Origin of the sequence: Bacillus cereus group sp. MYBK5-2, from assembly GCF_051915685.1 — a bacterium.
Lineage (GTDB): Bacteria > Bacillota > Bacilli > Bacillales > Bacillaceae_G > Bacillus_A > Bacillus_A cereus.
This window is the reverse complement of sequence record NZ_JBQAFE010000002.1, coordinates 468,574-483,216: the sequence shown is the minus strand read 5'-3', so window position 1 is coordinate 483,216 and position 14,643 is coordinate 468,574. Positions and strand designations below refer to the sequence as shown.

Here is a 14,643-nt window from a genome sequence, read left to right as displayed (position 1 = left end):
CGGTTTTTCTAACTAAAGAAGTCTATTTATTTTAAAGAATGAACAAACAACCCACTACGCAGTTTCGGTTCAAACCACGTTGATTTCGGCGGCATGACTTCTCCGGCATCTGCGATTGCTAATAAATCTTCCATAGATGTCGGATATAATGCGAATGCTGCTTTGTATTCGCCGCTGTTCACAAGGCGTTCTAGTTCTTCTAATCCGCGGATTCCTCCGACAAAATCGATACGTGAATCAGAACGCGGATCATGTATTTCAAGCACTTGGCTTAATAAATGATCTTGCAGGATAGATACATCTAAACCTCTAACAAGATCATTCGCATCAAACGTTTCCTCTTTCACTGTGAGCTTATACCACTTCTCATTTACATACATACCAAATGATTTGGGCTCATTTGGTTTATACGGAGAAACAGTTGCTTCTTCTACATAAAAGTACTGCGTAATTTGATTTAAAAACTGTTCCTCTGATAAGCCATTTAAATCTTTCACAACTCGGTTATAGTCCCAAATCGATAATTCATCATGAGGGAATAGAACCGATAAGAAGAAATTAAATTCCTCTTCTCCTGTGTAATTTGGATATTGTTCTCTTCGCATAAGTCCTACTTTTGCAGCTGATGCAGAACGGTGATGCCCATCTGCAATATAAAGATTAGGAATATCTTCAAATGCGTTTACTAAAGTCGTAATTACATCTTCATCTGCAATCTTCCACGCAACATGCTTAACACCGTCTTCTGCTGTAAATGTATAAATTGGCGCATGCTCTTCTTTCCAGCTTCTAATTAAATGCTTTACTTCATCTTTTGTACGGTACGTTAAAAAAATCGGACCTGTATTTGCGTCACACACATCTACGTGGCGAATACGATCTAGCTCTTTTTCATGACGTGTTCTTTCATGTTTTTTAATTGTATCATCTTCATACTCATCAATAGATGTACAAACGACAAGGCCTGACTGCGTTCTTCCTTGCATCGTCAGTTCATAAATATATAGCGCTGGCTCTTCATCTTGTATGAACACTTCTTCTCGTATAAATTGCTTTAAATTGTCTCCCGCTTTTTCATACACGCGATCATCATACGGTGACAGTTCAGGATCTAAATCAATTTCTGCTTTATCAATATGCAAGAAAGAATATGGATTCCCTTTTACAACTTCCCTTGCCTCTTCACTATTTAATACGTCATACGGTAAAGCTGCCACTTGTGCCGCTTTTTCCTCTACTGGACGAATGGCCCGAAACGGTCGTATTTTTGCCACATTCCTCTCTCCTTTACACAATCATTCGAACGGCTACAACACCTGTAATTTTGCTTATATTTTCTACAATATTCTCTTTTATTATATCATCAATTCCGTTATCGATATCAATCATTGTGTATGCCCAAGAATGTTTACTACGATTAATCATATCGGCAATATTAATATGATGTTCCGCTAAGCATCCTGTAATTTGCCCTACCATATTCGGGACGTTTTGATGCATAATTGTAATGCGTTTCTTTCCGATATATGGCAGCTCAACATTTGGATAGTTGACTGAATTACGTATATTTCCTGTCTCTAAATATTCACGTAATTGACGTGCTGCCATTACTGCACAATTTTCTTCTGATTCAGACGTAGATGCACCAAGGTGAGGCGTCGCTGTTACATTTTTCATCTTTATTACATTTTCATTCGGGAAGTCCGTTACGTAATGTGTAATAATATCTTCTTCTAATGCTTTTTGAAGAACCTTTTCATCTACAAGTTCTCCTCTAGAGAAATTAAATAGACGCATCCCTCTTTTCATCTTCTCTACAGCGTGTTCCCCAATAATCCCCTTCGTTTGATTCGTAAGAGGAATATGCAGTGTAATATAATCACACGTTGCAAAAATTTCATCAAGGCTAAATGCTCTTTGCACATGTGTAGAAAGACGCCAAGCCGTTTCAACTGAAATATAAGGATCATATCCGATAACATCCATCCCTAACGCTAACGCATCGTTCGCAACTAAAGCACCGATTGCGCCAAGTCCGATAACACCTAGACGTTTCCCTGCAATTTCTGATCCAACAAATTGTTTTTTTCCTGATTCAACAAGCTGTGGTACTTCTTCACCCTCTAAGTTTTTCGTCCAACTTACACCATTAATAATGTTACGTGAAGACATAATAAGACTGGCAATAATGAGTTCCTTTACAGCGTTTGCATTTGCCCCCGGCGTGTTAAATACTACAATTCCTTTTTCTGTACATCGCTCGACAGGAATATTATTTACACCAGCGCCAGCTCTTGCAATCGCCTTTAAGTCTTTTGAAAACTCTTCTTGATGTAAAGAGTAGCTACGAAGCAAAATTCCATCTGGATGATTGATTCTATCTCCTACTTCATAACGTTCTTCAGTAAAAACTTGCAAACCTTTTTCTGCAATTTGATTTAACGTTTGAACACGAAACATATCCCCATCTCCCTATCTATTCTCAAGCTCAAATGCCTTCATATAATTTACTAATTGCTGTACGCCTTGTACTGGCATCGCATTGTAAATACTAGCGCGCATACCACCGACTGATCGATGCCCTTTTAACGTAACAAGTCCTCGTTCTTTCGCTTTTTGTAAAAACTCATTGTTCAGCTCTTCTGACGGTGTTGTAAACGGAATGTTCATAAGTGATCGATACGTAGGATCAACTGGTGAAGTAAACAATTTTGATTCATCTAAGAAATTATAAAGAAGTGAAGATTTCATTCTATTTTGTTCTTCAATCGCAGATACTCCGCCTTGCTCTTTCAACCACTCTAGTACAAGTTTCGTTACGTAAATACTAAAGGACGGCGGTGTATTATATAAGGAGTTATTTTTACTGTAAGTTTCATAATTTAACATTGTCGGACAAGAGCCATCTGCTCCCCCAATTAAATCTCTTTTTATAATAGCAATCGTTAAGCCCGCAGGTCCTAAATTCTTTTGCGCCCCCGCATATATAAGACCAAACTTCGAAACATCATATCGCTCTGATAAAATATTTGAGGACATATCCGCAACGAGCGGCACTTTTTCTACATGTGGAATGTCCACATATTTTGTCCCCTCAATTGTATTATTCGTTGTAATATGTACATAATCTAGTTTTTCATCACTTAATAAACCGTCCAGTTTAGGAATCGTAGTAAACTTCTCTTGCTCGGAAGAAGCAATCACTTGTACTTCCCCAACTTTTTCGGCTTCTTGCAATGCCTTTTTAGACCATGAGCCAGTTAGTACGTATCCAGCTTTTTTATACGTATTCATTAAGTTCAACGGTATCATAGAGAATTGTAATGACGCACCGCCTTGTAAAAATAAAACTTCATACTCATCAGGGATGCTCATTAATTCACGAAGTAAGTTACTCGCTTCCTCTATAATACTTTGAAAATAAGAAGATCGATGACTCATTTCCATAATAGACATGCCTGTCCCGTTATAATTTAATAGCTCCTTTTGCACTTTCTCTAAAACTGGCAAAGGGAGTATTGATGGTCCTGCTGAAAAATTATAGACTCTCTCCATTACCCTCATAACCTCCCTATTTCTCATCGGATTATTTTTTAAACTTTCTGAATTATAACCCAAAATATAATATGCGGTCAATTTGTTTTCTATTATTAGGGCGCAAGACGCGATGGAATCGCTTGCAAGTGCAGACTTTTTTATGGACATATAAAAAAGTGTTAAGTACATAATCGTACTTAACACTCTAATAATGAAAGAATAATAGCTAATCGTTCGTAAAGAACCGATCAAAAATTTGATAAATAGCAGAGAGACCAATGAGCCAATAAATAGTGTCCACAAGCGCCGGCATAGAACCAAACCATTTCTCAACTACATTGTAATCTAACGCTACAAATAACCAATTCAAACCGCCAAGAATCACCAAAATTACTGTAAGGTAAGACAAAAATTTCATTATGATTGCCCCCTAGGTGATAAGATGGTGAAAGGCCTTTCACTAGAAATATATGTAGTAAACTTTAAAACTTACCTATTTTATAAAATTTATTTTCTGTACCACCCGTTAATAACTGCCTCTGCTTCTTTACTATGTATTTGATACGCATGTGTACTATCATTAGAGCCAATAAACCAAATTGAAAAACCTTTAAAATATGGTTTCGGTTCTAATACATCGCGGTAAGCACGCCATCCATTTAATTGCACATCCTTCGAAAACACATTTGAAACATCTGGATTCCATGGATTTTGTAATCCAAGTTCACGTGCTGGAACGTTAAATCCACCGAAGTAAACTGGCTTTCCTGTTGCATTATGTAATTGTTCCAATTGCTGAACAACATTTTGCCCACGATTATATACTGTTGTCGCAAATAAACTTTGCTTCACTTCTTCATATGTTGGATTTCTTTTTCCTGAAACTTCAAACCAACTGTCTATGCTAACAATATCCACCTTTTTTAAATACGGGCGATTGATTTTCTCTTCAAACTTCGCTTCATAAGAAGGGTCCCAGCTTGCTGTTAACCACCAGTTCATTTGATACAAAACATTTCCTTTATACTGATTACGAACAAAATCAATTGTATCGCTCCAGTATCCTTCTGCATACTCCATATTCACGAAATTAGAAGCAATCTTTAGTCCATACACATTGTATTTACTTGTAATGGAATTAAAAATATCTTGCAGAATAACCGTCTTCCAATTCCAGAAGAAATCATTAATGTTACTTGGGTTCCATTCTGTCTCTCCAACATTCCCCTGCTGAATATACGGGAACGGTTCCACTATAACTTGAATATTACGCTTTAATAATTCTTGAATTAAAATAATAGCTTGTTGCTTTTGCGCTTGATTAATTACCATGTTCGTAGAAGTCACATTTGGGATATCTACTTGAATCGGTACATTTACTGTATTTAAATTTAAACGCTCTACATCAGCTAACACTTTCGCTACATTTCCAACTTCCCATACTGTTACGTTTCCTGATTTGATTTTTCCAGATTGAACAGTATTTACATCTGCCTGTACATTTCCTTGAAAACAAAAAGAAAACAACATAAGAAACACTCCTAAAAAACTTATTAAACTCTTATTTTTCTTCACAACTTTCCCCCTATAATTTTTGGCTTTCTTGATTATTTTATACAACGTTTCATATATATTCCACAAAAAATCCAATAAATTTTTATTGATAAAAATGCTATTCATCCTTTATTCACATCTTACTCATACTAAGCTCCTAAAAATAGTAAGATAAATAAAAAAGGAACGGATTTCCGCTCCTTTTTTATCTTTTTACAATTATCAATCCATTTCCCTTTTAGGCTCTACCAACATGATATGGGATTCCTTTTCAGTGAAAGGTTTATGCTCAACGCCTCTCGGGACAATAAACATCTCGCCTTTAGAAATTTTCACCTGTCCATCACGAAAATCGATGAACATCTCCCCTTCAAGCACAATAAATAGCTTATCTGTATTAGGATGCTCATGCCATATAAAATCTCCATTAGCTTTAAAAAGCTGAATTTGATCGTCATTCATTTCACCAATCACTTGTGGATACCAATAATCGTTAATTTTAGATAACTCGTCATTTAGTTTAATAGGTTGGTAATGGATAATAATCCCTCCTCACTTTCAAATTCCACTATATTACAGTAATATAAGTAAAAAAGTCGTTATTACGCTTAAAAAGAAAATGCTCCGGCCAGAACTTTTCATTCAGATAGTACAAAGGAGTGATTTCAATGAAAGTACTTTCAATCCAATGTTTCCTTTAACTCTCCATAAGTATAGAACAGTGATTTTCAAATAAGAATGGACCCCTGTTGACATTAGTATGGATTATTGATGAACTTCTCGCGATATTTAGTAGGCGAAATGCCAACTCGCTTCTTGAAAACTCTACTAAAATAAAAAGGGTCTGCGATTCCAACAGCCTGCGCAATTTGTTGTACAGGCACATCACTTGTACATAACATTTTTTGAGCCATCTTTATACGATAGTTCAATAAATATTCTGCTGCCCCCATACCTGCATGCTTTCTAAACACGTAAGAAAGACGATTTCGATTAACATTATTTTGTTCTGTAAGTGTATGAATTGTAATATCTTTATAATAGTATTTACGAACGTAACTAGATATTCGTTCGAATAAAGTATGCGACTCATAATTGCTTTCTCTATTGAAAACACTTAATAAAGCTTCATTCAACGCTTCGCGAAACAGCATTTCGGTCTGAAACATCGAAATGCCTCCACGCTGATTATATACATCCCAAAGACGCATAAGTAATTCGACAAGACGAGGAGATTGTCCTGTTAATAATTCAAAATGCTGATGAGTAAATCCAGAGTCTTCTCGTTCTGAATTGCTTATCCGATATAAAACAAGAATATATTCCCAGTTTATTTCACCAAGCATTTTATGGGCTAATGTCATTTTTGCACCCCCATGTATAACTTTTCCTGGGGAAAGAGTATACGGCGTACCATTAAATTGAAATTGCGTCTTCCCTGTAATTGGAAATACAAATCCTGGGAAAGAATCTGTAGATTCAGCAAAAGGCACACCTGGATTTTTAGCATAACGATATACTCCTTCTACTCGGAAAGGAGTATTGGCAAGATACTCTGCTAACTCATTCACGTCTAACTTCACAATACACGCCTCATTTCAATAATAGTTTTCTTGTAATTCGCGAGATTAATTGGTGTACATTCTGGGAAACGCTAAACTAAAAATAGTACATACAACTTAACAAAATCTGATTATTAACCTATAAATATATTGTTTTTCATTTATTGACCAAAGTATCCTCCCTATATTATTGATAATGATTTTCATTGTAGTTTGATAAAAAAACATTTGTCAAGTTGGCTGGCCTAGAAAAATGATGAAACAAGGGGGATAGAGGAACAGTTCTGTTGCAAATAATACCTAGTCTTTGTTAACTAATTCCCCTCAAAACTGGAATGATCATGTTAATAGTTGTAATGACTTTATTAGTTACAGCACTTACAGCATGTGGAAATAATCGTAATCCTGAAGAAGTTGCTACAGCGTATTTCGAAGATGGAAACAGCCTACTATCAAATTAAATGATAGTAGGCTGGCTGTTAAAATTATTTAAGAACTGGGTTATGTTCTAAATGATAAGCTTTCATTATCAAAAAGAGTATTACTAGTTCCCTCCACAAACAAAAACACCCTATCACTTCGGTTCTAAATTTAGCACCTTCCCCTCTATCCCCTCCGTATTCAATGTAGTCGTATGATACGTGCCATTTACCCAATCATCTATTTGATCATGATACCAATCGCTTCTAAAATGGCCCGACTGTCCTGGCCCTACGATATGATAACCGTTTGACATATCTTTCGTATCAATAATGAATCTCCAAGACGCCCCGTGATTTACAATGCCGTTTTCGCCGTAACTCGCTGCTTGCACGGTAACTTGGCTCCCACCAATCGGAACTGGTTTCTCACGATTAAAAGCGAGTAATGCTAACATACTCGATGATTTCGAAATTGGATGTGTAAAAGCGAGTTGATGGTAATCGCCCCACTTCCACTCTCCAATATCGGGTCCATATTCCTTCTGCAATTTCTTCATTACATTCTCGTACGATGTATGCACAACTTTTGTGAAACCTCCGTACTTCGTAAACCAAACGCTATTTTCTCCCGCTACTTCTTTTCGAATCAATTCATCAACAACTTGTGACTTCCCTTCAAATAACTCCATTACATCTTTCGGTATTTCTTTTGAAAATAACGTATTTGAAATCTCTTTCATTAACAAATGGAATATTAATGGTGCCGCTTCATCTTTACTATCGTAAAAATTCCACTTTGTTAATTGGTCTACGCCTTCTTTCTCTACCTCATTTAAAGATGCTTTATTTAACTCTTTTAAAAATATAGGAGTAAACTCTTTCCCATATAAATTCTTTTGATCCATCTGTAACTCTTCTAAATCTTTCACCGTATACTTTTCCTTCTCTTGCAAAAATTCTTGAATACGCATTTGCCTATATGGCTGCGCCCACGTATTGCTAATATGATACGGATAATCATCATCAACAATTTTATTATTCGCAGTTGAAATAAACCCTTGTTTTGGATTAATTACTTTTGGAAGTTGATCAAACGGGATATACCCTTCCCATTCATATTCATCTGTCCATCCTGGAACAGGTAAGCTACCATCACCTTTTTTACGCACTGGTATATTTCCATTCGCTTTATAAGCAATTGTGCCGTCGTTTGATGCAAACACAAAGTTTTGGGTTGGTGTATGAAAATCTTGAAGAGCGGTTTCAAACTCATTCCAGTCTTTCGCCTTATTCATATTTAATACAGCTTTTAACTCAGCAGACGGTTCTAAAGCTGTCCACTTTAAAGAGAATACTGTTTTCGTTTTCTCCTTCCCCTTATCCGCAAACTCTGAAATTACTGGTCCATGCCTCGTAATCGTAACGTTATAAGGAATTATCTTCCCGCCTTTTACTTTAATATACTCGTCTACAACGGTAGCTTTCTCCCATTTATCGTTATACAGAAATTCATTTTCATTATTAGGATTTCTCTTCTCAATATATAAATCTTGCACATCAGGCCCTGTATTCGTAACACCCCACGCTATTTTGTCATTGTGTCCTAATATAACACCTGGTACTCCAGCGAAAATAACGCCACTCACATTTAAACCTTTCATTTCAAGTCTCGTTTGATACCAAATAGAAGGCGTCGCAAGAGATAAATGAGGATCATCTGCTAAAATTGGCTTACCTGACGCACTCTTCTCACCGCTCACAACCCAGTTATTACTACCGTTAAACTCCGGCGGAATTATCGTTTTTGAAAAACTTTGTGCTACGTCCACATTTGTATTTTTCAGTTCAGCTAGCAATCTAGGAGCATCTTTCGGATATGCAGGAAATAGCTCATTCGCTTGCTCTTTCGGAAGATTTTTCAGCGCCCAATATCGAAATGCCTGTCCGTGCCAATGTCCTCCTAAGTCAAACGCCATATACTTCCCAATCGTTAAAGTATCAACAATTGACCACTCAGCAGGTTCATAACCTAATATAGTAAACTCAACTGGTAATTTCTTTTCCTTTTTCGCTTCACGTATAAAAGCGTTCACCCCATCAGCAAATGACTGCAGGGCATCTTTCGCTTCTCCATTATATTGACTAACTGAAGCTTCGGCCGCTCGCCGTAAACCGAGTGTTCGAAACAATTTATCTCGGTCAACAGCTGCTTCCCCAACAACTTCACTTAACATACCAGAAGCTTGTCTTCTACTTAAATCCATTTGAAACAACCGATCTTGCGCTTGTACATATCCTTGTGAAAAATATAAATCATGTGCATTTTCCGATTTAATATGCGGGATACCTTTACTATCCCGCTTCACCGTAACAGCGTGTTGTAAATCCTCTAGCTTTATCGTTCCATCTATCTTTGGCATAGATTTCAGCGTATATATGTTCAAAAAAATCGCAGCGGAAATAACTAACAAAAGAACGATACTACTAGCCCAAATAAAAATTCTTTTTCCCCGTTTTCGTTTCTTCTTTATAACGACTTCCATATAACCACCCCTTTCTCACACTATTCGCTTCTATAGTAAAAGAACCTTTTAGACTAGAAAAAATCCTTATCCAAACTATGGATCATACGAACCAAATACTTCTCTCCTATGCATTCCTTCACTAAAATCTACTCGTCCTTTCTTACACCAATTCCTCAAAATCCCCTTCACATAAGCTAACGTTTTCTTATTATTTTCAAACGCAATTTTAAGTGCCTCTAACACTTTCTCTCCAGAAAGTCTTTGTATCCAATTCTTCAATTCATTCACAATATATGGGGATAAACTACTAATATTTTGTTCATAAAACTTATAAACTTCACTATTTGGAACGTCCTCTTCTATGGTTTCCACCTCTATCTCTTCCTCTTCCGCTTCTTCTTTCTCTTCAATAACTACTTGTGAACTACTATTATCCTCTTCTTTTGGCATACCAAAATGCTGCAATAATAATGGAATCTTGTATTCTTCTTCAAGGCATTTACGTAAAAATATATGTATGAACTCATTACTTTTTATAGTCTTTAACTCACGTAATACGCACTTCTCCACATTCGTATTTGAAATAGGGTTATAGTGTAACCAGTTTATTATGAATACCTCTTTCGTTTCCGTATCATATAGAATCTTTCCATACTCAACAAACCTGTTTAGCAACTTCTCAACAGTCTCCATACTGTAACCTGTTTCAAGCTCTGCCACACGCTTCGGTAATATGTAAATACCACATTGCTTCGTTTTCGTACCAGTTAACAAATATATGTAAAAATAACGCTCCTCTGGCGTTAAATCTAATATGAATTCATCTTGCCAAAAGTTCACCTGCACATTACGGTATACTGCCATATGTTTCCCTCCACTCTTTGCTAGTAAATAGGAAAATTTTAATCCTTCATTATAAAGATAGGCATGCGGGAATGGTTTTGGCATTCGAATTACAATTTTTTTACTACTACAACGCCGGTTTCATTTTTTCGCGCTTGTTTTGTTCTTGTAGTTGTTTTTATTTTTGTTTTTGTTTTTGTTTTTTCTTAGTGATTTATTACTTGGTAGGGGCTTATGAGGGGCTTGGAAGGGCATTCTACATTACAATCTATCAAATACAATTGTTCTTCCTACTAAATAGGAGCTATTCCAAATTATTATTTTGGATAGCTCCTTTCAAATTCGTCTTATTTTTTACTTCTACCAATGTCAGCTTCTACATACAATTTCTTCTGCTATTTGCGGGCAGTAAAACTCTCATTTCAAAATTTGGTGAATAAACTGCTTGATTGCAATGCGAGTGGCCCTCACTGATTAAAGTTTCCTTTTATTTTTGCATTGAATCTAACATCTTCACAATAAAAGCAGCCGCCTGACCACGAGTTGCTGTGCCTCGAGGATCAAACTCATTATTTCCAATACCATTAACTACCTTTAGACTGTATAATCGTTGAACCGATTCTTTGTATGTTATTAAATGCTTATCTGTAAATGGTAATGCTACTAACTCACCTGTAATTCCTTTATATCGTAATGCTTTGTCAATCATAATAGATACTTCTTCACGAGTAATTGGTGAGTTAGGATCAAAAATCCCTTCACCACGACCATTAATAATTCCTGCACTTGCACAACGTTTAATACCGTCATGAAGTGATGGATGTGCCTCATTGATATCTACAAATGACTTATTTCCCTCTGGTAGTTTAAGAGCATTCGAGATTAATTTCGCAAACTCCGCTCTCGTTACATTTCGATATGGAGCAAATACACCATTGCCTTCGCCTTGCATAATACCTAGACTGTTTAATTTACGAATATGCCCTTCAAACCATCCACCTGTAATATCATCTTTTGGTTTTTGTACTTCTTCCTTAGGCTTTTGCACTTCTTCCTTTGGTACATTGTAGTTAATTTTAATCCAACTTGGGTCATAGAAAATCCATTCTCCAATACCTACTTTATACCAACCATTTTTAACCGCTAATACTTTGTAACGATCTCCGTTTGAAGCTTTACGTACAACACGATGTTCAATGCCCGCATCACTACGTACATTGATGCCACTACCATTTACCACTAGTTCCATGCTAGGTTCAGCTGGATTATTTTCATTTGGATTAAATGAGTCATTTTTATCTTGTAAAGGCGTATCAATCTGCGCATTTATATTTGCATACCACTGAATTCCTTGTACGAAACCAGCCCAATTACCTCGTGAAATTAAAATGTCAGGACATTTTTTCCCGCTCCATTGTTGATGCTTGTATATATGATCTGCACCAATTCCTTCTTTGTTCATTAAATAACCTGCAAGTCGTTTTGCATTTTCTAACGCTTTATTGTAATCACCGTCTTGGTTAACCGCAATCTCGATACCGATAGACTCCCTGTTTCCTGAACCATCTCCATCTCCTGCATGCCAACCATTTTCGTTTGTTGGTAAGTGTTGATAAATTTGTTTATCATCTACAGTAAAATGCCATGAAGCTGTTCGGAAAGTGCCTTCAGTTGCTTGCTTGTATAAATATTTCGCATGATTTTCAGCATTCGCACCAGCGGCTGTATTTGCGGTCTCATGGATTGTAATGTAACGTGCTTTCATCGGATTCGCAGGACGAATATCAGGATTTCCTGCTGGAACAATCCACTCCACAAATGGAACTCCTGCAAGTGTTCCATATTTCTTCGTACTCTGTGCACTATATTGAATACCTCTTGGCTTTGCAACAGGTTTCATTTGACGATCAGATCCATCATTTCGACCATCTACAGATTCAAATGCCTTTTCAATGTTTGAAATAGCTTCCTTTTCTGCTACTTGTCCCTTCTTAGCATCTTGCATTTTGTTTAATTCTTCTGTTTCATCATGTTTATGCTTATATTCTTCTAAAAGCATTTTTTCATTTTCAGATACTTCTGCTTCGTTAATTTGTACATGATCAGGAACTTCCAACTTGAAATTAGAATAATTTAATCCGCTCGTTCCGTGTTCTCCTTGGGCAATATTAAGTTGATCAGTTTGAGATTTGTTGATCTCTTCTGCTGATGCTGATAAAGGTGCGCTCCCTAAAATCACTAGACTTGTTGATAGTGCGATTACTTGTTGTTTGATTGTCTTATTCATTATTATAATAGATACATACACATTCCCGCCGTGTATGTATCTCAACCTCCCTTTATTGTCACATTAATTTTTTAAAATATGAATCTACTATGTACTTTTAATGCGTTTTCTTTTTATTCGTATATTTAAATTATCATATTTTATACCCATTAAGAAAATATTTATATGTCATCCCTACAGATGAATTTCATCTAACATACTTTTTATAAAATTCATCAACAAACATTATTTTACAACTAATTACAAATACCGTCAAAATAATCAATTTAAACTTAGACAAATAACTGGCATACAATTTCATAATAAGAGATCCTATACTATCGAAATACATCTATTACAAATTCCCTTTAACGTTTTCAACAATCTCATTTATCGTATTCCGATCAAACTTATCACTAATTTCATATGACTCACGATCTCCTACGAATTGCACGCCTACGATATCATTGCGATCCTTACCGTATTGCACTTCAATAATAGATCCACGCTCTATTTGTTTCCAAATGAGACCTGCTTCATCTTTATTATCTAAAATAATGCTGTCTTCAATATTTTCATCAATCCCAATTAATTTATTATCATCCATATATCCAATCTCGTATTGTTGCCGTTCTTTCGCTTTGCCACTTACTAATATACCTTTGCTACCATATGAGTAATCCATATAGTCCTTTTTCTCCGTTTGTACCGCTTTCGGCTTTTGTGCTTCAGCTTTTTCAGCAGCCCCACAACCTGTAATAAGACTGATTGGCATAACCACTATTAATACGAATCTAGTAAATTTTTTTATCATTTGTAACCAACCTCATATATTTAATGTAAAACTCCATTTATTACTTCTATTAAAGAATAACATGATATTAAGTAAACAGAACGAAAGATAACATATTATTTACATACTCGCACTTTAATGAAGGACTAGGCCATTTAAACCTAGTCCTACATAACTTTAACTTTGCTTCACATACTTAATTGTATGAAATGACGTCTCATTAAATAATTGCAAGTTTTCCCCATCATAATCTTGAACTTTATATGCTATTTTCTTTTTTTGAATTGTATCTTCTACACCGTCTACTAAACGTTTATTGAGATGTAAATAGATTGTAAAAGCTTCCTTATCATATTCCCAAGTTCCTTCAATATAATTCTTTTTATTTGGATACTCACCTTTACCATACGTTTCAAATGTCTTATCACCTTTTAGAATAAGTGACATAATGAAACCGTCTGTTCCTTTGAATCCCCAATTACCGATTAATTCCGTACCATCTTTCACATTCTTCATAACGTTATCCGTATTAATTCCAGCTTTCTTATCTAACTCTTTCAAATCTTTCACAGATACTGTACCGTCACCGATTTTAATATCCCCTTCAAGATCTTTGAATGCCTTAAGCCAGTAAATATCTCCTTCTTTCACTAACTTTTCGGATTTCTCCATTAACTCTTTATCAGTCTTATCGCCTTTTTCTCTTTTTTCTTTTCGGGTGAATACTTCATTTATTAAAGAAAAAGACTCTCTAAAATAACCAATTGCTTTTTCAAAATCCTTTTGTTGATTTACATACTCTGCAGGGGGATCTATCGACTCAAATTTATCTAACACTTTATTTAATTCTTTCACACTATCTACTATATCTGATTTCTTTTTCTTACCGTCAAAAACCTCTCTTGTAATATTGTTATGCTCCGCAAACAACTTATCAAACTCTACCCCTAATTTATACACTTTATTAGGATAGTCTTCCTTTGAAACTTTTTCTTTCTTACTATTAGACTTCGATTCTTTTACTTTAGACTCTTCCGTTTTCTCCTGTTTAGAAGTGTTCGTTTTCTCAGAAACTCCACAACCAAATAACAACATGACCGGAACTGCTACCCCTAGTAGTTTCTTTGCATTCATGACTGAT

The 14,643-nt window shown here is 35.7% G+C and carries 13 protein-coding genes; 1 reads left to right on the top strand and 12 read right to left on the bottom strand.

All coding sequences use genetic code 11. The features are described from left to right. Positions 1 to 26 precede the first annotated feature (26 nt). The 7 genes from ACTFP3_RS10790 to ACTFP3_RS10760 form a co-directional block, all read right to left on the bottom strand. Positions 27 to 1,274 carry a DUF1015 domain-containing protein gene (locus ACTFP3_RS10790; RefSeq protein ID WP_440010388.1) on the bottom strand — a complete coding sequence of 416 codons (1,248 nt, stop codon included), beginning with the start codon at positions 1,272 to 1,274 and terminating at the stop codon, positions 27 to 29. A gap of 13 nt (positions 1,275 to 1,287) precedes the next feature. Further along, positions 1,288 to 2,460 (bottom strand): 3-phosphoglycerate dehydrogenase family protein, encoded by a 1,173-nt coding sequence (locus ACTFP3_RS10785; RefSeq protein ID WP_000490228.1) that lies wholly within the window; start codon positions 2,458 to 2,460, stop codon positions 1,288 to 1,290. Positions 2,461 to 2,472: 12 nt separating this feature from the next. Continuing rightward, entirely contained in the window at positions 2,473 to 3,555 is a 1,083-nt protein-coding gene (gene serC, locus ACTFP3_RS10780; RefSeq protein WP_440010385.1) for a 3-phosphoserine/phosphohydroxythreonine transaminase, read from the bottom strand. A gap of 208 nt (positions 3,556 to 3,763) precedes the next feature. Next, positions 3,764 to 3,955, bottom strand: a complete 192-nt coding sequence (locus tag ACTFP3_RS10775) for a DUF378 domain-containing protein (RefSeq protein ID WP_000670804.1) — start codon at positions 3,953 to 3,955, stop codon at positions 3,764 to 3,766. An 89-nt stretch (positions 3,956 to 4,044) separates the two neighbouring features. Next, positions 4,045 to 5,112, bottom strand: a complete 1,068-nt coding sequence (locus tag ACTFP3_RS10770) for a glycoside hydrolase family 113 (RefSeq protein ID WP_048657067.1) — start codon at positions 5,110 to 5,112, stop codon at positions 4,045 to 4,047. 201 nt (positions 5,113 to 5,313) lie between these two features. Then, positions 5,314 to 5,553 (bottom strand): cupin domain-containing protein, encoded by a 240-nt coding sequence (locus ACTFP3_RS10765; protein ID WP_000997182.1) that lies wholly within the window; start codon positions 5,551 to 5,553, stop codon positions 5,314 to 5,316. 293 nt (positions 5,554 to 5,846) lie between these two features. Beyond that, positions 5,847 to 6,674, bottom strand: coding sequence for a helix-turn-helix transcriptional regulator (locus tag ACTFP3_RS10760; protein WP_000762815.1), 828 nt, complete (start codon positions 6,672 to 6,674; stop codon positions 5,847 to 5,849). Positions 6,675 to 6,988: 314 nt separating this feature from the next. Here ACTFP3_RS10760 and ACTFP3_RS10755 point away from each other — a divergent pair, with 314 nt between their 5' ends. Continuing rightward, complete coding sequence (locus ACTFP3_RS10755; protein WP_100650550.1) at positions 6,989 to 7,114, top strand: hypothetical protein; 126 nt, start codon at positions 6,989 to 6,991, stop codon at positions 7,112 to 7,114. Positions 7,115 to 7,227: 113 nt separating this feature from the next. Here ACTFP3_RS10755 and ACTFP3_RS10750 read toward each other — a convergent pair whose 3' ends face one another. The 5 genes from ACTFP3_RS10750 to ACTFP3_RS10730 form a co-directional block, all read right to left on the bottom strand. Then, entirely contained in the window at positions 7,228 to 9,618 is a 2,391-nt protein-coding gene (locus tag ACTFP3_RS10750) for a penicillin acylase family protein (RefSeq protein WP_440010381.1), read from the bottom strand. A gap of 75 nt (positions 9,619 to 9,693) precedes the next feature. Continuing rightward, positions 9,694 to 10,548, bottom strand: a complete 855-nt coding sequence (locus ACTFP3_RS10745) for a DnaD domain-containing protein (protein WP_440010378.1) — start codon at positions 10,546 to 10,548, stop codon at positions 9,694 to 9,696. A gap of 382 nt (positions 10,549 to 10,930) precedes the next feature. Further along, positions 10,931 to 12,730, bottom strand: a complete 1,800-nt coding sequence (locus tag ACTFP3_RS10740) for an S-layer homology domain-containing protein (RefSeq protein WP_153595443.1) — start codon at positions 12,728 to 12,730, stop codon at positions 10,931 to 10,933. A gap of 334 nt (positions 12,731 to 13,064) precedes the next feature. Next, positions 13,065 to 13,523 carry a hypothetical protein gene (locus tag ACTFP3_RS10735; RefSeq protein WP_326036939.1) on the bottom strand — a complete coding sequence of 153 codons (459 nt, stop codon included), beginning with the start codon at positions 13,521 to 13,523 and terminating at the stop codon, positions 13,065 to 13,067. 156 nt (positions 13,524 to 13,679) lie between these two features. Further along, positions 13,680 to 14,636 carry a DUF3994 domain-containing protein gene (locus ACTFP3_RS10730; protein ID WP_000992202.1) on the bottom strand — a complete coding sequence of 319 codons (957 nt, stop codon included), beginning with the start codon at positions 14,634 to 14,636 and terminating at the stop codon, positions 13,680 to 13,682. Positions 14,637 to 14,643 lie beyond the last annotated feature (7 nt).

Bases quoted from the DNA above. Each gene is read 5' to 3' on its own strand.
- ACTFP3_RS10785 (WP_000490228.1), bottom strand. From the start codon at position 2,460: ATGTTTCGTGTTCAAACGTTAAATCAAATTGCAGAAAAAGGTTTGCAA.
- serC (WP_440010385.1), bottom strand. From the start codon at position 3,555: ATGGAGAGAGTCTATAATTTTTCAGCAGGACCATCAATACTCCCTTTG.
- ACTFP3_RS10775 (WP_000670804.1), bottom strand. From the start codon at position 3,955: ATGAAATTTTTGTCTTACCTTACAGTAATTTTGGTGATTCTTGGCGGT.
- ACTFP3_RS10765 (WP_000997182.1), bottom strand. From the start codon at position 5,553: ATGAATGACGATCAAATTCAGCTTTTTAAAGCTAATGGAGATTTTATA.
- ACTFP3_RS10755 (WP_100650550.1), top strand. From the start codon at position 6,989: ATGATCATGTTAATAGTTGTAATGACTTTATTAGTTACAGCACTTACA.
- ACTFP3_RS10750 (WP_440010381.1), bottom strand. From the start codon at position 9,618: ATGGAAGTCGTTATAAAGAAGAAACGAAAACGGGGAAAAAGAATTTTT.
- ACTFP3_RS10745 (WP_440010378.1), bottom strand. From the start codon at position 10,548: ATGCCAAAACCATTCCCGCATGCCTATCTTTATAATGAAGGATTAAAA.
- ACTFP3_RS10740 (WP_153595443.1), bottom strand. From the start codon at position 12,730: ATGAATAAGACAATCAAACAACAAGTAATCGCACTATCAACAAGTCTA.
- ACTFP3_RS10735 (WP_326036939.1), bottom strand. From the start codon at position 13,523: ATGATAAAAAAATTTACTAGATTCGTATTAATAGTGGTTATGCCAATC.
- ACTFP3_RS10730 (WP_000992202.1), bottom strand. From the start codon at position 14,636: ATGAATGCAAAGAAACTACTAGGGGTAGCAGTTCCGGTCATGTTGTTA.